Here is an 18,199-nt window from a genome sequence, read left to right as displayed (position 1 = left end):
CTACGAGGAGTGCGCAACATGCCATCTTTTTCCAAACCCCTCGAAGAGGCCATCCATCAGGCATTGGCTTTGGCAAATGACCGCAAGCACGAGCTTGCGACGCTAGAGCACCTGCTGCTGGCGCTTCTGGATGAACCGGACGCGACGCGGGTGATGCAGGCGTGTTCTGTCGATCTGGACGTGCTGCGCCGAGTACTTGTCGAATTCATCGACGAAGAGCTGACCACCCTGATCACCGACATTGAGGGCAACGAAGCGGTCCCGACCGCAGCTTTCCAGCGCGTCATCCAGCGCGCCGCGATCCATGTGCAAAGCTCGGGTCGGACCGAAGTGACCGGTGCCAATGTATTGGTCGCAATCTTTGCCGAACGCGAATCGAACGCGGCGTTTTTCCTGCAAGAACAGGATATGACCCGCTATGATGCCGTGAACTATATCGCGCATGGCGTCGCGAAAGAGGCTGGCTTTGGCGAAGCACGCCCGATCTCTGGCGCACCGGACTTCGATGACGAGGACGTGCAAGACGCACAACCCGCCGAAGAAAACGACAGTGCGCTCGCAAAATACTGCGTCGATCTGAACGCTAAGGCACGTGAAGGCGAAATCGATCCCTTGATCGGGCGAGCCCACGAGGTCGAGCGCGCGATTCAGGTGCTCTGCCGCCGCCGCAAAAATAACCCGCTTCTGGTGGGTGACCCTGGCGTTGGCAAAACCGCAATCGCAGAAGGTCTGGCCACCAAGATTGTCGGCGGCGAAACGCCCGAGATCTTGTCGGAAACCACGATCTACTCGCTCGACATGGGCGCGCTTTTGGCGGGCACCCGCTATCGCGGTGACTTCGAAGAACGCCTGAAAGCCGTGATGAAAGAGTTGGAAGACCACCCAGACGCAGTTCTGTTCATCGACGAGATCCACACCGTAATCGGTGCAGGTGCGACGTCGGGCGGGGCAATGGATGCCTCGAACCTGCTGAAGCCTGCGCTTCAGGGCGGCAAGCTGCGCTGCATGGGCTCGACCACCTACAAGGAATTCCGCCAGCATTTCGAAAAAGACCGCGCTTTGTCGCGTCGTTTCCAGAAAATCGACGTGAACGAGCCGACTGTCGAAGACGCGGTGAAGATTCTTCAGGGTCTGAAGCCCTATTTCGAAGAGCATCATGGCGTGAAATACACCGCCGACGCGATCAAATCTGCGGTCGAACTGTCTGACCGCTATGTGAATGATCGCAAACTGCCGGACAAAGCCATCGACGTGATTGACGAAGCCGGTGCTGCACAACATTTGCTGATCGCCTCGAAACGGCGCAAGACCATTGGGACGAAGGAAATCGAAGGCGTGGTGGCCAAGATCGCCCGCATCCCACCGAAAAGCGTTTCGAAAGATGATGCAGAAACCCTGCGCGACCTTGAGAAGTCGCTTAAGCGCGTGGTGTTCGGTCAGGATACCGCGATCGAGGCTCTGTCCTCGGCGATCAAACTGTCACGCGCCGGTCTGCGCGAACCTGAAAAGCCCATCGGCAACTATCTGTTCGCCGGTCCTACCGGTGTGGGTAAAACCGAGGTCGCCAAGCAACTGGCAGACAATCTGGGCGTCGAGCTTCTGCGCTTCGACATGTCCGAATACATGGAGAAACACGCCGTCAGCCGCCTGATCGGTGCGCCTCCGGGCTATGTCGGATTTGACCAGGGTGGTCTTCTGACCGATGGCGTTGATCAGCACCCGCACTGCGTGCTGCTTTTGGACGAGATCGAGAAAGCGCACCCGGATGTCTATAATATCCTGCTTCAAGTCATGGATAACGGCGAGCTGACCGACCACAACGGTCGCACCGTCAGTTTCCGCAATGTGGTTTTGATCATGACCTCGAACGCGGGTGCGTCCGAGCAAGCCAAAGCCGCCATCGGATTTGGCCGCGACCGTCGCGAAGGCGAAGATACCGCCGCCATCGAACGCACGTTCACGCCGGAATTCCGCAACCGTCTGGACGCGGTAATCAGCTTCGCACCACTTGGCAAAGAGGTGATCCTGCAAGTGGTAGAAAAGTTCGTTCTGCAGCTTGAGGCCCAGTTGATGGATCGCGGCGTGCATATCGAACTGACTCGTGCCGCGGCTGAATGGATTGCGGACAAAGGCTATGATGACCGCATGGGTGCGCGCCCCTTGGGACGTGTGATCCAAGAGCACATCAAGAAGCCGCTGGCGGAAGAACTTCTGTTCGGCATGCTGGCAAAGGGTGGTTTGGTTCAAGTGGGCGTCAAAGGCGGAAAGCTGGATCTTCGCTTTGAAGAGCCGAAAACCCCGCGTATCGGCCGCCGCAAGAAGCCCCCTCTTCTGCCCGCAGACTGATGCGCGCCCTTGGGGCTGCTTTGCTAATAATCAGTGCCGCAACTCCGGTTGCGGCACGTGACCCCATTCTTGGCTTCCCCGTTGATTGCACTCTGGGGCAGGATTGCTTCATCCAAAACCATGTGGATTCCGATCCCAGCATAGGGACGGCGGATTTCACCTGTGGGACGCTGTCATATGACGGACATCAGGGAACGGACATCGCGCTGATCTCGGACGTGGAAGCGATCAAGGGTGTTTCGGTCACCCCGATTTCCCCCGGAGTGGTACGGCGGCTTCGCGACGGTGTCGAAGACCAGTTTTTCGCTGCATCCGCCCCCCATCCTGATGGGCAGGACTGTGGTAATGGGGTGGTGATCGACCATGGCGGCGGCTGGGAAAGCCAATATTGCCATTTGCGCAATCGCAGTATCGCGGTCGAGATTGGGCAGCGCGTCGGCCTGCAAACCACACTTGGCCAGATTGGCATGTCAGGCCGAACTAAGTTTCCCCACCTGCATGTTTCCCTGCGCAAAGACGGGCGCGTTGTCGATCCATTCAACGCTGTTCCCTTGAACTATTGCGGCGATGAAGACGCAAAGTCCCTTTGGGCAGACAAGATCACTTATCGCCCCAGCGGCTTTGTGAATGCCGGGTTCAGCCCCCAGATCCCCGACTATGACGAGGTTAAATGGGGCAAAGCTGCCCCTCAGCCTGTTGGTATTGACGATGGTGCTTTGGTGTTCTGGGCGCAGATATTTGGTGCACAGGCCGGTGACGTGATGCAACTCGTCATACATGGACCAAACGGCGTATTCATCGAGCACGAAGAAACTCTGGACAGCACACAAGCCCGCGCGATGCGCGCAGCAGGGCGACGACTTCACGAAGGCAACACCCAGCCTGGCCATTATCATGGCAAAGCCATTCTGACCCGCAATGCGCGCGAGATTGGCAGTATCTCGGCCACCACGACGCTAACGGCGCCTTAGCGTTCGGTCAGTTTCAACTCGATCCGGCGGTTTTCGGCACGGGCCTCGGGCGTATCGTCAGGATTAACCGGTCGATATTCTCCAAACCCAGTTGCCGCAAGCCGTTCCGGCGGGAAGCCCAGCGCGTCGATCATGTATTCTACGACCGACAAGGCGCGCGCCTGACTAAGTTCCCAATTGTTGCGGAACGCCCCACGCCCGGACAGCGGAACGTTGTCCGTGTGCCCGTCGACGCGGATGACCCAATCTACCTCGTTTGGAATTTCGCCGGCCACCTCCGACAGCAATGTTGCTACGCGCGCGACCTGAGCCTGTCCTTCGGGTTGAAGCTCGGCGCGGGCACTGGCGAACAGCACTTCGGACGAGAACACAAACCGGTCGCCCACAATCTGCACGCCTTCCCGATTTCCCAGAACATCGCGCAGCTTGCCGAAAAACTCGGACCGATAGGCGGACAGCTCTTTGGCTTCGGCCTCAAGACGTTTGCGTTCGGCTTCTTCCAGCTCGGCGCGTCTACGCTCTTCGGACGCGACGCGGGCAAGCGCCGCGTTCAGCTCGGACCCGAGTTTTTGGATCTGAACCTGTGCCGCTTGATCGCGGGCTGATCCATCATCCAGAATGGCCTGCAAGCCACCCAACTGCGTCCGCAGAGCGGCAACCTGTTCGTTCAACAGCGCGATCTTGCGCTGGCTTTCCGCGCTTTGGGCCTCTTCTTCGGCCAGTGCCAAGTTGGCGGCCGCCAGCAAACGCGCCCGTTGCTCGGACTGGGTGAGCGTTTCACTTGCAATTTGTTCGGCATCCAGGCGCGCAGCCAATTCCGCATCAAGCCGATCGCGCAGCTCTGCCGTGTCCGCCCCATCAGCCGCCTGTTCCTCAAGTTGCAACAAGGCCGACGCCAAGCGCTGATCCAGATCCACACCTGCTGCCTTGGCCGCTGCCAACAAGGTCAAGGTTTCCTCGGCCCGTTTGCGCTCTTCTTCAAGGGCCAAAGTCATCGCGGTCAGCTCGGTGTCAGCGTTTAGCAACCGTTCACGCAGCGCCTCGGCGGCAGCAGCTTCGACCAATCGCCCTGCCTCTTCTTCGTCCAAGGCCGTCTGCCCATCGGCTACCTTCACTTCCAGATCCGCAACCAATGCTTCCAGTGCTTCGCGTTTAGCGGCGGCCAGTCGGGCTGCCTCGGCACCTTCGTCTACTTCGTCGCGCGCTTTGGCCAAGGCCAGCTGCAACGCCTCTTGCTCGCTCAGCAACTGGGTGCGAGCAACCTCAAGCTCTTCCACGGTCGCAGTCAGCGCTTCACCTTCGGCAAGTGCTCGGTCCCGTTCGGATAGAAGCGTGGCCACCTGTGCCTCGAAACTGGTGATCTTCGCAGCCTGAGCGGTAAGCTCTGCAGCTTGGCTTTCGGTCTGCGTCGTCAGCTGGGCAATCATTGCCGCCTGCGCGTCTGATATCGAGCGCGCCTCGCTGAGCGTCGCGTTCAGTGTACCGACCTCACCCTGAAGCGCTTCGGTCCGATTACGTTCCAGCCCCAGAGCATCAGCCAATTCGGACACCTGCGCTGACAGCGCATCCAATTCGTTCGCCTGCCCCGAGATCGTCTCGCGCAGGATAAACTGCACGATCATGAAGATCGTCAGAACAAACATCAAGACAAGCAATAGCGCGGTCATGGCATCGACGAAGCCGGGCCAGATGGACCCGCTCATGCGATTGACTGATCGGCGGGTCAGCGCCATGACTTAACCCTGCTCCTGACCCGAGGCGACACGGATCGCATGGGTCAGGGTTGCCAAATCGCCACGCAGATCGGCCAGGCTTTCCTGCCGCCCTGCCTGCATTTCCTCTAGTATCCGCAGCATCTGCACGTCAATCGAGCGTAGACGCATCCGGCTTTCCGCATCCACCTGCGCCTCTTCGTCGGGAACATTCGCTTCAAGGATCTGGCGCACGGCCTCTTGGCTTTCGGCGATTTGCATCAATGCCTCTGTTTGCCCATTGTCCTGCGACAGCTGCGCGGTCAGGGCTTCAACGTTCGTGGCCAAGGTGTGTAGCCGTTCATCCATCATGGCACGATGCGCGTCCGACTGCACAAACATGGTCTGCATGGTTTCAATTTGCTCGGCTAGAATACCCAGATAGGCACCCGCTTCGGACGCATCTTCACCATCGCCCGTCGCATAGCTCAGCTTGGTGATGGTCGACAACCATTCCTCAAGCTCGCGATAGAAGCGGTTCTGGCCGTGACCTGCGAAAAGCTCCATCAAGCCAACGACCAGCGACCCGGCAAGTCCCAAAAGCGAGGATGAGAAGGCCGTCCCCATGCCGCCAAGCTGTTCTTCCAGGCCGGTCATCAGACGGTTAAACACTTCAACGCCGCCCTCGCCTTCGCCGGGGGCCAAGGATCGGATCGTCTCGACCACCGCAGGCACGGTGGTGGCAAGACCAAAGAACGTGCCCAGAAGGCCAAGGAAAATCAGAAGGTTGACGATATAGCGCGTGATGTCGCGGGCTTCATCAATCCGGGTGGCGATACTGTCCAGAATCGACCGCGACGAGGCCGAGCCGATTTGCAGCTGCGTCCCCCGGTTCGAGCGCATCAAGGCGGCCAGCGACGCCAGAAGGCGCGGGGCGCTGTCGGGATCGTGCGTGTCGCGTTGCTGGACAAATCCCTCGATCCAACCGACCGAAGCAAAGACCTGCCAGACCTGCAAGAAGCAGGCCAACAGACCGATGACAAAGACGAACAGGATAAACCCGTTCAGATACAGGTTTGCCATGAACACGGGCATCACATGTGGCAACGCCACGAACGTGCCGAAGCCAACAAGGCCCAAAGCAATCAGCATCAGAATGATCTGACGCACGGGATGGGTGAAAGACGGCTCGATGTCTTTTCGTTTGGGCGCAGTCAGCGTCCCGCGATCCGGGTGATCCATGCGGGGTAAGTCCTTGTCGCCATTATTATTGGTGACAGGATAGGCAGGTTTTTATTTTCTGCCAAGCTTTCTGTCGGTGGAATTCAGGCACCCGTCAGCGTACGGACCTGACGCGACAACCAAGACAGATCATCGTCTTCAATTCCAAGCTCGGTCAGGTGGCTTGCCGTGTTGTAGAGGTATTCGGTATTTGGGCCCCTGCCCCCAACAGCAGTCGAGATGATCTGAGCCTGCTCGTCCAATTCAATCTGGCAATATTGCACGTGATCGGGGTCGATCACATAGGTCACGGCCTCGACCTGGCGGCCATCGCGCAGGTCGATCATCAGCCGTTTCTCCAGATAAGCCGAGGAGACTAACTCGCGTTCGCGCAGGTCGGCCATGGTCTGGTCATAGGTGCCGGGACGGGCGCGAAAGGCCAGCCCCTGACAATGCGCACCGGTCAGTTCGTCCAGCGCCAAAACCAGGCCGGGATGGTCTTCGGTTCCACGGTGATGGATCGACCGCATACAGAAGCTGCGATGATAGTCCGGCAACGTGGCCACCAGCGCTTCGTCATGGTCGAAGCCGGGGTTCCACATCAACGAGCCATAGCCGAAAACCCAAAGATCACCGTTGCTCATTTCACTCGCCCTTCCGTCTTTCGCGCAGTACACACGCCTATAAGCATGTATCGTGCAAAAAGGGAATTGAAGATGCGTAAGCTGGTAGTGATTGCAGTGGTTCTGGCAGGGCTTTGGGCCGGGTATTGGTTCATCGGCGCAAAGGGCGTCGAAGGCGCATTTAATACCTGGATCGAAGATCGTCGCGCCGATGGCTGGGTGTCGCAGGCGCAGGATGTCTCGACCCGCGGATTTCCCAACCGGTTCGACACCATCTTCACCGGGCTAGAGCTGGCCGATCCGGATACCGGGTTGGCATGGCGCGCTGATGAATTTCAGATCCTTGCCCTGTCTTATCAACCCAATCACGTGATTGCCGTTTGGCCCGGTCAGCAGGTTCTGTCTTCGCCCGAGCAGAACATCACCTTTGAAGCAACTACGTTCAAGGGATCGCTGGTCTTTGACCCCAGCCCCGACCTGCCGTTGGATCGCAGTTCGATCGTGATCGAGGGGCTGACCATGCAATCCAATGCTGGTTGGACCGCGGGGCTTGAGGCCGGGCAGATCGCAACGCGAAAATCCTCGGTCGCGCCGCATCGCCACGATATTCATTTCGAAGCAACTGGCCTGCTGCCCGCTTCCTCGTTCATCCAAGGATTCGCCGGTGGGGATTTGCTTCCGCCCGTTTTCGAACGCGCCCTGCTGGACGCCAGTGTCGACTTCACCGGACCGTGGGACCGGCATGCCATCGAAAATGCCCGCCCACAGATCACGCGGATCACGTTGGACGAGTTTGACGCGACATGGGGTGAATTGGGGCTGAAGGCCGTTGGCACCGTAGACGTCGATGAACGTGGCCTTCCCACAGGCGAAGTCGCCATCAAAGCCAAAAACTGGCGCAAGATGATCGAGATCGCCGAAGCATCCGGCGCCATCGCGCCCGAATTGGTCAGCACGGTGACCGGCGCGCTTCAGTTCGTTGCTGGACTGTCTGGCAACTCGAAAACACTGGATGTGACCCTGCGCCTATCTGGCGGGGCGGTGTTCCTTGGCCCCATTCCCATCGGCGCGGCCCCCATCATCAAGATCCGATAAGGGGTCAGCGACAGTACGCGCCGCTGCGATAGCGGGCGGTATCAAAATGGAAATGGTCCTGATGATACTTGTCCGCATTCGGGCCAAGGACGGTTCCGAATGGGCCACAGGCAGCCTTGTGCATCTTTTTCAGCACCTTGCCCTGAACGGGATCGCGCCAGCCACGCAGCACCGACAGCTCGGCCCCGTTTTTCAAACGGATACCTGCAATATCGACCGCGCGGCCCTTGCCGTGTTCGCTGATCTTCGCACCGCGTTTGTTGTTACGGGTGCGGCAGGCATAATGCGCAACAACGCGCAGCGATGACGGACCGCCACCCAAACGCCCGACAGCCGGAAAAACGCCATTGCGCACCCAACTGTTCAGTGCTTTGGCCGTTGTGCAATCCATCACAGCCGCCTGACTAAGCTTGACGCCAGACACCTCGGTCACACGCACCGGCGAGGAGATTCCGCACCCACTGATCTTGCCCGGGACGGCTGAAATCTCCTGCCCCTTGATCTCATTCACACCACAAATCCGGCCACGACGCCCTGACTTTGCGGGCGTAGGCGTCGAAGAAGCGATTTTACGGGAAAAACCCTTTGGACGGCTAACGGGGCGCAGCGACGTTGCCACAGCAAGCTTGGTTGGCACGGTCGGCTGTACAGGTGACAGCACAAGAGGCGTCAACGCCGGACGCGCCATGGGACGGATTGACGTCGACCGCGCGGGCTGATCCGCTGCAACGGATCGCGGTTCTGGCCGGAGCGATTCAGCCTTCGCAACGCCAACAAAAGCCACAAGGGCGAGCACCCCTGCCTGCCAGACAAACCTGCCGCGAACGGAACGCCTCATCATACCCTCGTAATCAGCCTATTCGTGTTTGGTCGAACGTCCAAAGTCGGGCGCATCCGTATCCTGCCCGGCTTCAATAATGCCACGGCGGATTGCTCGGGTGCGAGTGAAATAATCAAACAGGTGATCCCCATCGCCCGTGCGGATAGCACGTTGCAGGGCGAACAGCTCTTCCGTGAAGCGGCCAAGGATCTCTAAGGTCGCCTCTTTATTGGATAAAAATACGTCACGCCACATGGTCGGATCAGATGCGGCGATACGCGTAAAGTCGCGGAAACCTGCCGCCGAGTAGTTGATAACCTCGGTATCGGTCACGCGACCCAGATCATCGGCTACACCCACCATCGTATAGGCAATCAGGTGCGGGGCGTGGCTGGTGACGGCTAGAACCAGATCGTGGTGATCCGCATCCATCATATCGACATTCGCGCCCATCCCCTGCCAGAGATCACGCAGGCGCTGTGTTGCGGCCTCGTCTGCGCCGTTCGGCACAAGGATGCACCAGCGGTTGTCATAAAGCTCGGCAAAGCCAGACCGCGGACCGCTGTGCTCGGTCCCGGCAAGCGGGTGACCGGGGATGAAGTGGACGTTCTCGGGCAAGTGTGGCGACACGGCTTCGATCACGGCACCCTTGACCGAGCCCACATCCGTAACAGTGGCACCGGCTTTCAGCACTGGGCCGATTTCTTGCGCGACGGCCCCCATCGCGCCAACGGGCACGGCCAGAACCACAAGATCCGCACCTTCTGCGGCCTCGGCGGCGGTGTCCACGATACGGTCACAAAACCCGACGTCGCGTGCGATATCGCGAGTCTCGGCCGAACGGGCGGTGCCAACGATTTCGCCAGCCAACCCACCGCGTCGCATCGCATGCGCCATCGACGACGCGATAAGGCCAAGGCCAATCAGGGCCACACGTTGGTAAACCACGCTCATGATGCACCCTCTTCCGCATTGCTGTCATCCGTGGCGGGTGTAACGCCTTTGAATCGCCCGATCATATGCGCGACACGGCGGCAGGATGCTTCATCCCCAACCGTGATACGCAGGCAATTGGGCAGCGCATATCCGGCCACGCGGCGCACGATGATACCTTCGCTTTGAAGAAAATCGTCGCAGGCATTCGCCTCGTCCGCATCGGCAAAGCGCGCAAGAATGAAATTCGCACAAGAGGTGTCAGATGGCACGCCCAGCGCGGCCAAAGCCTCGGCCAGCCACGCCCGCAGACGTGTGTTTTCGCGCAGGCAGCGTTCCACATGTTCATGGTCGCCCAACGCGGCTTCGGCAGCATCAAGTTGGGGCATCGACAGGTTAAATGGCCCACGCACGCGGTTTAGGACCCCGATCACCTCGGCCGACGCATACCCCCAACCGATACGCAGCCCACCAAGGCCGTACATCTTCGAGAATGTGCGCGTCATGACCACATTCGGGAACTTTTCGACCAACGAGGCTCCGCCATCAAAGCCTTCGACATACTCGGCATATGCGCCATCAATGACCATCAACACGCCATCTGGAAGCTCGCGCGCAAGGCGCGACAGGTCGGCTCGGCTAACCATAGTGCCCGTTGGGTTGCCCGGATTGGTCACAAACACAAGAGAGGTCCGGGGCGTCACCGCCTTCAGGATCTCGTCCACATCCACCATGCGCTCGCGTTCCGGCACCATCACCGGCGTCGCACCCGCCGCAAGGGCCGAGATCTTGTACATCGAGAACCCGTGCTCGGTATAGATCACCTCGGTCTCGGGGCCGCTATAACACTGACAGAGAAAGGTAATCACCTCGTCCGAACCGACACCACAGATGATCCGCTCGGGATCCAGCCCGTGCAGCTTGCCAATGGCCGCCCGAAGGCTGGCATGGTCGGTGTTCGGATAGCGATGCAGCGCATGACCTGCCTTTTGGAATGCCTCTACGGCAAGCGGGCTTGGCCCGAACGGGTTCTCGTTCGAGCTGAGCTTGATCACATTCGACATCCCGTCGATGCCCGAGGCACCGCCTACATAGGGCTTGATCTGCATGATCCCCGGCTGGGGGACAGGTTTCGTCATGACTTGGCCTTTCCTTCGTAAACGCGGTTTTAGACCCAGTCCAAATTCAAGACCAGCGATGTTTGGGTAAGGTCGAATTTTTCAAATAGAATTGTAAATTGGCCGCATGTTGCTGCTAGAAGCACAAAAAAAGGGCCGCGACTTGCGCGGCCCTTCTGAATTCTTCCGGTTCGGCGAAGATTAGTTCTTCGCGTAGAATTCGACCACGAGGTTCGGTTCCATGATCACCGGATAAGGCACGTCCGACAGGCCGGGGGTGCGGGTGAAGGTGGCGGTCAGCTTCGAATGATCAGCTTCGATGTAGTCAGGTACATCACGCTCGGCCAGACCAACAGCTTCCAGAACCAGAGCCATCTGCTTGGACTTGTCACGCACTTCGATGACGTCGCCTTCTTTGACGCGGTACGAAGGAATGTTCACTTTCTGGCCGTTAACTTTAACGTGGCCGTGGTTCACGAACTGACGTGCAGCGAAAACGGTCGGCACGAATTTGGCGCGATACACAACAGCGTCCAGACGACGCTCCAGCAGACCAATCAGGTTTTCACCGGTGTCGCCTTTAACACGCTCGGCTTCGCCATAGATGCGGCGGAACTGTTTCTCGGTCAGGTCGCCGTAGTAGCCTTTCAGCTTCTGCTTGGCGCGCAGCTGCAGACCGAAGTCCGACATTTTGCCCTTGCGGCGCTGGCCGTGCTGGCCGGGGCCGTATTCGCGACGGTTTACCGGCGACTTCGGACGTCCCCAGATGTTTTCGCCCATACGGCGGTCAATTTTGTACTTGGCAGCAGTTCTTTTGGTCATCTGCTGATCTCCTTCTAAGTTATGAAGGGCGTTGTCCTCTGGCTTGCGCCTGACAGGGATCCTCTTGCGAGGTCCACCAACACCAATGAAAACCGGCCCCTCGCGGGACCGGACTTGGGGCTTATAGCGCCATGGGCGGCAGAGTCAACGCCTAGGCGAAGCCCATCTGCACCAAATTATCGTGAATCTCATAAGGCGCCGGAGCATTGCGAGCGGCCATGCCATCAAGCTGTGGAAACAGGCTCATCAGGCGGGCGCGATGCTCTGCATTTGTCGTATCCAAATCAGCAAATGCAGGATGCTGGCTTTCAACCGGAACACCATTGGCCCAGATCACTTCATGCCGCCCTAGAAGGACCTGATAGAATGAGATCTCGGACGCATTCCGGTCCGTTGTGATCAGGCTTCCATCGACCAGATCCGCGGCGCTGGCAAGAACTTCATCACGACCGGCCAGCTGCTGCGCTCGCATGCCGGATACAAGGATCTGTTGATGCGGTGAAACCAGCAAATCAGAATCCGGTTGTCCCGACCGGATGGCGCCTGCCCGCAGACGGATCGGCTTGGTTTCAGGATGAACCATCATGCGCACCTCGGATACGTGGCGCTGACCCACCCAGAGAACAGGCTGGCCACCATGTTCGCGGGTCAGAACCACGCTGCCTTCGCGCAGCTCCTCGACCGCGCATTCGCCCGAAGGCGTACGCACGCGGGTGCCCTCGGAAAGAACAGCGACACCAGAGGGCTGTTCGGTCAGCAAATCTTCCTGCGTTGCAACCATATTGGCACGCACGACGCGCAGTGTTGTATTCGCACGCGGCATAGCCCCAGCGAAAACCAAAAGGGGACACCCCCCGTTTGGCGACACGACCAACGACACACGATAGCTTTCATACCCATCCGTGACTTCAAAGCCGACATTCAGTCTGGGGTCATCGTCTGCCAGCAATTCAAGACCGGCCGCACCAATGGTAGCGGCCCCGACAAGCTGGTGCGCAAAAATGGCGGCGCGTCGCCTGTTATCAACTTGGTCACCGACATTTTGCAACAGCGCGAGCTCTCGCGTGCAGTCGACGCGCAGCGCCTCTCCACTCCATTGCCAATCTGATCCTGCGGTTAGTGTTTGCAAAGGCGCATTGTCGGTCAAATTGACCTTCGTTTGCGCCCATGAAATTACGAATGTTCCTTCGTAGCCCATATTCATGGTTATACCTGCCATTATATTTTTTTTTGAAGAGTACCACGGGCGAATCACCCTGATAAGCGTTTTATGATCTACGCGCGCCAGCTGTCGCAGAAGGGTAACAAGTCCGTTCTTTCGTGGCGTGAGAGAGGCAATCGAAACGACCTCTTGCACGACGCACGTGAAATTGGTAATAATTTCTTACCAATTCTCAGGAACACGCCATGCCCGTCATTACCGAAATCGAAGATCTGCGCCGCATCTATAAGCGCCGCGTCCCAAAAATGTTCTATGACTATGCCGAAAGTGGCAGCTGGAGCGAGCAGACGTTCCGCGAGAACACCTCGGATTTTGACAAGATCTATTTCCGTCAGCGTGTCGCGGTGGACATGGACAACCGCTCAACCCGAACAACCATGCTGGGGCAGGATGTGTCGATGCCGGTGGCTCTGGCGCCTGTGGGCCTGACCGGCATGCAATGCGCAGACGGCGAAATCAAAGCAGCCAAGGCAGCGGAAGAATTCGGCGTGCCGTTCACCCTGTCCACGATGTCGATCTGCTCGATCGAGGATGTGGCCGAGAACACCACCGCCCCATTCTGGTTTCAGGTCTACACTCTGAAAGATGACGATTTCATGCGTCGTCTGTTCGACCGCGCACGCGCCGCAAAATGCCCGGCCATCGTAGTGACGGTAGATTTGCAGGTACTGGGCCAGCGCCACAAGGATTTGAAAAACGGACTGTCCGCCCCACCCAAGCTGACCGTGAAATCTGTGGCCGATATGATGACAAAGGTGCAATGGGGTCTGGGGATGCTCGGCACCAAGCGTCGTTTCTTCGGCAACATCGTGGGTCATGCAGAAGGGGTCGAGGACCCGTCATCTTTGCACACCTGGACCGCGCAAGCCTTTGATCCATCACTGGACTGGGATCGCATCAAGCAGTTCAAAAAGATGTGGAACGGTCCGATGATCGTCAAAGGGATCATGGAACCGGAGGATGCCATCGCCGCCGTAAACGCCGGGGCGGATGCCATCATCGTTTCCAACCACGGAGGGCGGCAACTGGACGGCGCGCTCAGTTCGATCCGGGCCCTTCCCGCAATTCTGGACGCGGTGGGCGACAAGGTCGAAGTACATCTCGACAGTGGCATTCGTTCCGGTCAGGACGTTTTGAAAGCCATCGCGATGGGCGCCAAGGGCACCTACATCGGTCGGGCCTACACCTATGGCCTGGGCGCCATGGGACAAGAAGGCGTGACCCGCGCGCTCGAGGTTTTGCACAAGGAAATGGATATCTCGATGGCCTTCTGTGGCCACAGGGATATCACCAAGGTAGACCGGAAAATCCTGCGCATCCCCAAGGGATTCTCGGGCGACTGGGAAGACTGATTGACGCAAATGACCTGCGGGCTGGCCGACACCAGTTTGGCCAGCCGCTAGAAATAGCTGCGGACCAAGGCTCCGGAAATCAGCGTCCACCCGTCGGCGACGACGAAGAAGGCCAGTTTGAACGGTAGCGAGACGATGGCCGGCGGCACCATCATCATTCCCATCGACATCAAAATGGCCGCAACCACCAGATCAATGATCAGAAACGGCAGGAAGACCAGAAAGCCGATCTGAAATGCCCTCTCGACCTCGGATAGCAAGAATGACGGGACCAGCAGCGACAAAGGAGAACTGTTGCTTAGGTCCACGCCCACGGTTTCCTCACGCAAGGTCGCCAAATGGGTAAACGTGTCAGGATCAATCCGATTGGCCATGAAGATGCGGAAGGGTTCGATCGCGGCTGTAAATGCTGGCTCTATATCCATGCGCCCTTCCGAGAAGGGCTGCGCGCCTTTGATCCAGGCCTCCATGAACACTGGTTCCATGATGAAGTAAGTCAGGAACAGCGCAAGGCTGATGATCAGCATATTGGGCGGTGATTGCTGCAAGCCAATCGCTTGCCTCAGGATCGACAGTACCGTCACAATGAACGGGAAGCACGTGATCATGATCGCCAACCCCGGCACAAGACTGAGCACTGTGACCAACACGAAAATCTGGATCGTGCGCGTGGCCAGTGATCCGTCGTCACCCAACGAGATCGAAATATCCTGCGACAGCCCTGCATCTCCGGAAGCAATCCAGAAAACACCAGCCAGTAGCCAGCTCAGCCCTGTCATCCACGCGCGCATATACGTTACAGCCCTGATTTCAGGTCGACCAGTTTGGTCAGGCGAACAGCAATCTGTCCATTTGGGTCACCCTCGATTTCCTCAAGTTCACCCTGCCCAATCAGCCTGTCACCCACATAAAGATCCACCGGATCTTCTATCCGCTTGTCCAGCGCCAACACGTCATCTTGTCTCAGCTGCAACAGCTCTTTCACCGTCGGGCGCGCCACCCCAACCGAGATCGTGACCTCGATCGGAACCCGCGCGAAGGGGCTTGTGTCGGTTTCCAGTTCAGGTTGGGATATAGGATCAGCCATGATCAAACGCCTTTTCATTCACGTGATACAATGCGTCTAGAGCGTCCGAGATGCGCGCCACGGCGGTGGATAGATCCACGCGGCATTCGCTTTCCCCAGAACGCAGATAAATCTGCCCATCCGGCAGCGTATCTTTCTCGAAAATCTCAAACGGGACCGAGCTCACACCCTGTAGAAATGCTTCAAGCGTCGGTCGGCTTCCTGGCGACACCAGCACATCAATAGGCGCATCGGCCATTTCCGCCGCCAAGGGCATCATTGCCTCAGACACGATTGGGCCGATAGCCTCGTCAATCGCCTTGGGCAACACGACCTGAAGCACTTGGTTCAGAAGCGGTTCCAAGGACGATAGGACATGGCTGCGCGCTTCTTGATAAGTAAATCCCAGATCTTCCAGGTTTCGGGCAAATTCAGATTGTACACGCGCGCTATCCTCGTCCATGGACTTCGCGGCATCATCCCACCCGGATTGATATCCTGCTTCGTACCCTTCCAGTTTGCGCGCCTCTAACTGCACTTCAAGGTCAGCGCGGCTCAGCGTGATCTGGGCGCTTGCGTGCGACTGCCCAACCGCACCCAATCCATCGCCGAAGTCTTCAAGAGCGAACCGAATGCTCATCCCGTGACCTCCTCATCTTCTTCCATCCACCCACGCAGGATCTCGACCGTTTCGGCTTGGCGCTCGGAAATCAGATCCCGCAATCGTTGGACCGGATCGTTTTCGGATTCGGCCAATGTGGGCACGCTAGATAGTTTTTCCGCTGGCGATGTCTCGGCCAATAAAGCTGGCGGCGCGGCTTGCGACTGCGTCAATGCGTCAGCCGAACCAACCGGGGCTTCACCGGTACTCGCTCTGGCATCCGGTGTTCCAATCGCAGGCAGACTTCCAATCGGCTCGATCGCCGGTGATGCGGCTTGAGCAGTCAGCATGGGGCGCACAACAAACAGCCCAAGTCCAAGAGTGACAATCGCCAGGATCACGAGCTTGATCAAAGACATGGCATCAATATTTAGGTCGCCAAGAAACCTCGATGATGGCGCACTGCCCGCAGCTTCGATCTGCTCGAACTCCATGGTCTTCATGGTGATAACGTCCCCGCGCGTTTCGTCAAACCCGACCGCGCCAGCCACCAGTTCACGCAGACTTTCCAGTTCGGCGTCGGGGCGTGGGGCCCATTCAGTGCTTCCATCTTCCGACGTCGTGCGAATGCCGTCGACTAGAACAGCAACCGTCAAACGTTTCACCGCCCCCGGAGATTTCAGGACTTCGCGCGTGGTTTCGGACACCTCATAGTTCACACGCTCACGTGTTTCCGAGTTATTCGACGATGATGATCCGCCACCGGCTGCGCCGTCTCCATCCGGCAAATTCGACGCGACGCTTACGCCCCCCGTTTCGCTGTCATTGGCTGCATTCGTGCTTTCAGATGTGTCAGTCGACACCGCCACACGACTTTCTGGGTCAAATCTCCGCTCACGGATCTGCTCTTGCTCGGTCGCCGTTTCAAGGTTCAGTTCGACCACAGCATTCCCAAACCCAACCCGCGCTTCCAACAGACGCTCGACGTTCTGCTTAAGACGTTCTGCCTGATCTTGCGTCGCAGCAGTCCCGCCAGTCGCAAGATCTTCCGCCCCCATGAGGCCTGCACGACTGTCGATGACTGACACTTTGTCGGGCGAAAGACCTGGCACAGCCGATGCAACAAGAAACTTGAACGCTTTGATCTGCTGTGAGGACAGCGTCCCGCTGGCCGTCGTCAACGTAACCGAGGCGGTAGGATCATTTCGCTGTCTAAATTGTTTGCTCGACGCATTCGCAATATGCACGCGCGCATTGCGTACCATGGGGCTGGCCAATATCGTGCGCGCCAGTTCCCCTTCTTTGGCACGCCAATAGGCGGCATCAAACATCTGCGACGTTGTGCCAAACCCACTAAGCCCATCCAAGAGTTCGTATCCCTTGCCCGAATTTGCGGGCAAGCCTTCACTCGCCAAGGTCATGCGAAGCGCATCACGGCGTGTTGCATCAACAAAGATCGAGTCACCCCGGATTTCATAGACGACATTGCGACCATCAAGAGCCTGCACAACCTCGCCAGCAGCGCTGCTTTCGAGACCCGCATAGAGAAGGGTCATTTGCGTGCTTGTAGCCATACGAGACAGGCCGATCACCGCCAAAAACATGGCTAATGTCGCGGCGATCACGATGATCCTTCTCCGTAGGTCCATCGCCTCCCAAACCGAGATCAACTGCTGCAAGACGTAACTCCTTATTCGAGCGGGCTTCTACCCCCGTCATGTCAACCTGTTCTCCCTGATCGGCCTTAATAATTGGTTAGTGCCCATCGGATTATATCAACCCAGTGAAATTGGATTCGGAGATCACATGTCGGCGGCAGACATCACCACAGAAACCGAACAGGACGAGGCTTCAGGCAAGAAATCCAAAAAGGGTCTTGTGGTTGGGCTGGTTGGCGCACTGCTGCTGGGCGGCGGCGGTTTCTATGCAACCTATGCAGGGCTGATCGGGGGGCATCCCGCGCCCGAAACGGAAGACGAGCCTGCTGCCGAAGTGCAAGAACTGCCCGCCGTAAGTTTTGTCGAGCTTGACCCGCTTGTTATCTCGCTTGGACCGAATACACGCAACCGCCACCTACGCTTTCGCGCCTCACTTGAAGTCGAACCGAACTACGAAGACGACGTGACGAGGCTGAAGCCACGCGTTGTGGACGTGCTGAACGCCTACTTGCGCGCGGTGGACACGGCAATGCTGGAAGACCCTCATTCCTTGGTAAAATTGCGTGCGCAAATGCTGCGTCGAATTCAGCTGGTTACCGGTGATGGGCGCGTACGTAACCTTCTGATCCTCGAATTCGTACTTAACTAGGGAGTAAGGAT

At 58.1% G+C, this 18,199-nt stretch carries 17 protein-coding genes; 5 read left to right on the top strand and 12 right to left on the bottom strand.

What is annotated here, in order from left to right; translation table 11 throughout:
• Positions 1-18 precede the first annotated feature (18 nt).
• A complete protein-coding gene (gene clpA / locus ALP8811_RS01350) occupies positions 19-2,346 on the top strand; it encodes an ATP-dependent Clp protease ATP-binding subunit ClpA (protein WP_108855403.1) in 2,328 nt (775 codons plus the stop codon).
• 20 nt (positions 2,347-2,366) lie between these two features.
• Positions 2,367-3,317, top strand: a complete 951-nt coding sequence (locus ALP8811_RS01345; RefSeq protein ID WP_245924488.1) for a M23 family metallopeptidase — start codon at positions 2,367-2,369, stop codon at positions 3,315-3,317.
• Here ALP8811_RS01345 and ALP8811_RS01340 read toward each other — a convergent pair.
• From ALP8811_RS01340 to ALP8811_RS01330, 3 genes are all read right to left on the bottom strand, one after another.
• Positions 3,314-5,050 (bottom strand): peptidoglycan -binding protein, encoded by a 1,737-nt coding sequence (locus ALP8811_RS01340; RefSeq protein ID WP_108855401.1) that lies wholly within the window; start codon positions 5,048-5,050, stop codon positions 3,314-3,316. The genes ALP8811_RS01345 and ALP8811_RS01340 overlap by 4 nt on opposite strands.
• A 3-nt stretch (positions 5,051-5,053) precedes the next feature.
• Positions 5,054-6,250, bottom strand: coding sequence for a biopolymer transporter ExbB (locus ALP8811_RS01335; RefSeq protein ID WP_108855400.1), 1,197 nt, complete (start codon positions 6,248-6,250; stop codon positions 5,054-5,056).
• Between the two features lie 83 nt (positions 6,251-6,333).
• Entirely contained in the window at positions 6,334-6,873 is a 540-nt protein-coding gene (locus ALP8811_RS01330; protein WP_108855399.1) for a gamma-glutamylcyclotransferase, read from the bottom strand.
• Positions 6,874-6,945: 72 nt separating this feature from the next.
• Here ALP8811_RS01330 and ALP8811_RS01325 point away from each other — a divergent pair, with 72 nt between their 5' ends.
• Entirely contained in the window at positions 6,946-7,947 is a 1,002-nt protein-coding gene (locus ALP8811_RS01325) for a DUF2125 domain-containing protein (RefSeq protein WP_181363665.1), read from the top strand.
• 4 nt (positions 7,948-7,951) lie between these two features.
• Here the strand turns inward: ALP8811_RS01325 and ALP8811_RS16530 are convergent, their stop codons facing one another.
• The 5 genes from ALP8811_RS16530 to ALP8811_RS01300 all read right to left on the bottom strand — a co-directional run bounded on the left by ALP8811_RS16530 (position 7,952) and on the right by ALP8811_RS01300 (position 12,859).
• Positions 7,952-8,458, bottom strand: coding sequence for an extensin-like domain-containing protein (locus tag ALP8811_RS16530; RefSeq protein WP_306418700.1), 507 nt, complete (start codon positions 8,456-8,458; stop codon positions 7,952-7,954).
• A 345-nt stretch (positions 8,459-8,803) separates the two neighbouring features.
• Positions 8,804-9,721, bottom strand: a complete 918-nt coding sequence (locus tag ALP8811_RS01315) for a prephenate/arogenate dehydrogenase family protein (RefSeq protein WP_181363664.1) — start codon at positions 9,719-9,721, stop codon at positions 8,804-8,806.
• Positions 9,718-10,839 carry a histidinol-phosphate transaminase gene (gene hisC / locus ALP8811_RS01310; protein WP_108855395.1) on the bottom strand — a complete coding sequence of 374 codons (1,122 nt, stop codon included), beginning with the start codon at positions 10,837-10,839 and terminating at the stop codon, positions 9,718-9,720. Before hisC ends, ALP8811_RS01315 begins: the two co-directional genes overlap by 4 nt.
• A gap of 180 nt (positions 10,840-11,019) precedes the next feature.
• The gene (rpsD, locus tag ALP8811_RS01305) at positions 11,020-11,640 is read right to left on the bottom strand and encodes a 30S ribosomal protein S4 (protein ID WP_108855394.1); all 621 of its coding nucleotides are present in this window, start codon (positions 11,638-11,640) and stop codon (positions 11,020-11,022) included.
• Positions 11,641-11,791: 151 nt separating this feature from the next.
• Positions 11,792-12,859, bottom strand: coding sequence for a Hint domain-containing protein (locus ALP8811_RS01300; protein ID WP_108855393.1), 1,068 nt, complete (start codon positions 12,857-12,859; stop codon positions 11,792-11,794).
• 188 nt (positions 12,860-13,047) lie between these two features.
• On the opposite strand from ALP8811_RS01300, the gene ALP8811_RS01295 reads away from it, so the two are divergent.
• Complete coding sequence (locus tag ALP8811_RS01295) at positions 13,048-14,214, top strand: alpha-hydroxy acid oxidase (protein WP_108855392.1); 1,167 nt, start codon at positions 13,048-13,050, stop codon at positions 14,212-14,214.
• Positions 14,215-14,261: 47 nt separating this feature from the next.
• Here ALP8811_RS01295 and fliP read toward each other — a convergent pair whose 3' ends face one another.
• Genes fliP through fliF form a run of 4 tightly spaced genes read right to left on the bottom strand, consistent with a single transcriptional unit; the run spans position 14,262 to position 17,560 of the window.
• Positions 14,262-14,993, bottom strand: coding sequence for a flagellar type III secretion system pore protein FliP (gene fliP, locus ALP8811_RS01290; RefSeq protein WP_108857372.1), 732 nt, complete (start codon positions 14,991-14,993; stop codon positions 14,262-14,264).
• A gap of 17 nt (positions 14,994-15,010) precedes the next feature.
• The gene (locus ALP8811_RS01285; RefSeq protein ID WP_108855391.1) at positions 15,011-15,301 is read right to left on the bottom strand and encodes a FliM/FliN family flagellar motor switch protein; all 291 of its coding nucleotides are present in this window, start codon (positions 15,299-15,301) and stop codon (positions 15,011-15,013) included.
• Complete coding sequence (locus tag ALP8811_RS01280; protein ID WP_108855390.1) at positions 15,294-15,920, bottom strand: FliH/SctL family protein; 627 nt, start codon at positions 15,918-15,920, stop codon at positions 15,294-15,296. The genes ALP8811_RS01285 and ALP8811_RS01280 overlap by 8 nt, the downstream gene beginning before the upstream one ends.
• On the bottom strand, positions 15,917-17,560 hold the full coding sequence (fliF, locus tag ALP8811_RS01275; protein ID WP_108855389.1) for a flagellar basal-body MS-ring/collar protein FliF: 1,644 nt from the start codon (positions 17,558-17,560) through the stop codon (positions 15,917-15,919). Before fliF ends, ALP8811_RS01280 begins: the two co-directional genes overlap by 4 nt.
• 127 nt (positions 17,561-17,687) lie before the next feature.
• Between fliF and ALP8811_RS01270 the strand changes: the two genes are divergently transcribed.
• Positions 17,688-18,188: a flagellar basal body-associated FliL family protein gene (locus ALP8811_RS01270; RefSeq protein ID WP_108855388.1), complete on the top strand. Its 501-nt coding sequence runs from the start codon at positions 17,688-17,690 to the stop codon at positions 18,186-18,188.
• The last annotated feature ends 11 nt before the right edge of the window (positions 18,189-18,199 follow it).

It is taken from the genome of Aliiroseovarius pelagivivens (assembly GCF_900302485.1).
GTDB classification, from domain to species: Bacteria; Pseudomonadota; Alphaproteobacteria; order Rhodobacterales; family Rhodobacteraceae; genus Aliiroseovarius; species Aliiroseovarius pelagivivens.
This window is presented reverse-complemented; position numbering and strand designations above follow the sequence as displayed.

Coding starts and splice junctions, on each gene's coding strand:
- clpA (WP_108855403.1), top strand. CDS start 19: ATGCCATCTTTTTCCAAACCCCTCGAAGAGGCCATCCATCAGGCATTG.
- ALP8811_RS01340 (WP_108855401.1), bottom strand. CDS start 5,050: ATGGCGCTGACCCGCCGATCAGTCAATCGCATGAGCGGGTCCATCTGG.
- ALP8811_RS01335 (WP_108855400.1), bottom strand. CDS start 6,250: ATGGATCACCCGGATCGCGGGACGCTGACTGCGCCCAAACGAAAAGAC.
- ALP8811_RS01330 (WP_108855399.1), bottom strand. CDS start 6,873: ATGAGCAACGGTGATCTTTGGGTTTTCGGCTATGGCTCGTTGATGTGG.
- ALP8811_RS01325 (WP_181363665.1), top strand. CDS start 6,946: ATGCGTAAGCTGGTAGTGATTGCAGTGGTTCTGGCAGGGCTTTGGGCC.
- ALP8811_RS01315 (WP_181363664.1), bottom strand. CDS start 9,721: ATGAGCGTGGTTTACCAACGTGTGGCCCTGATTGGCCTTGGCCTTATC.
- hisC (WP_108855395.1), bottom strand. CDS start 10,839: ATGACGAAACCTGTCCCCCAGCCGGGGATCATGCAGATCAAGCCCTAT.
- rpsD (WP_108855394.1), bottom strand. CDS start 11,640: ATGACCAAAAGAACTGCTGCCAAGTACAAAATTGACCGCCGTATGGGC.
- ALP8811_RS01300 (WP_108855393.1), bottom strand. CDS start 12,859: ATGGCAGGTATAACCATGAATATGGGCTACGAAGGAACATTCGTAATT.
- ALP8811_RS01295 (WP_108855392.1), top strand. CDS start 13,048: ATGCCCGTCATTACCGAAATCGAAGATCTGCGCCGCATCTATAAGCGC.
- fliP (WP_108857372.1), bottom strand. CDS start 14,993: ATGACAGGGCTGAGCTGGCTACTGGCTGGTGTTTTCTGGATTGCTTCC.
- ALP8811_RS01285 (WP_108855391.1), bottom strand. CDS start 15,301: ATGGCTGATCCTATATCCCAACCTGAACTGGAAACCGACACAAGCCCC.
- ALP8811_RS01280 (WP_108855390.1), bottom strand. CDS start 15,920: ATGAGCATTCGGTTCGCTCTTGAAGACTTCGGCGATGGATTGGGTGCG.
- ALP8811_RS01270 (WP_108855388.1), top strand. CDS start 17,688: ATGTCGGCGGCAGACATCACCACAGAAACCGAACAGGACGAGGCTTCA.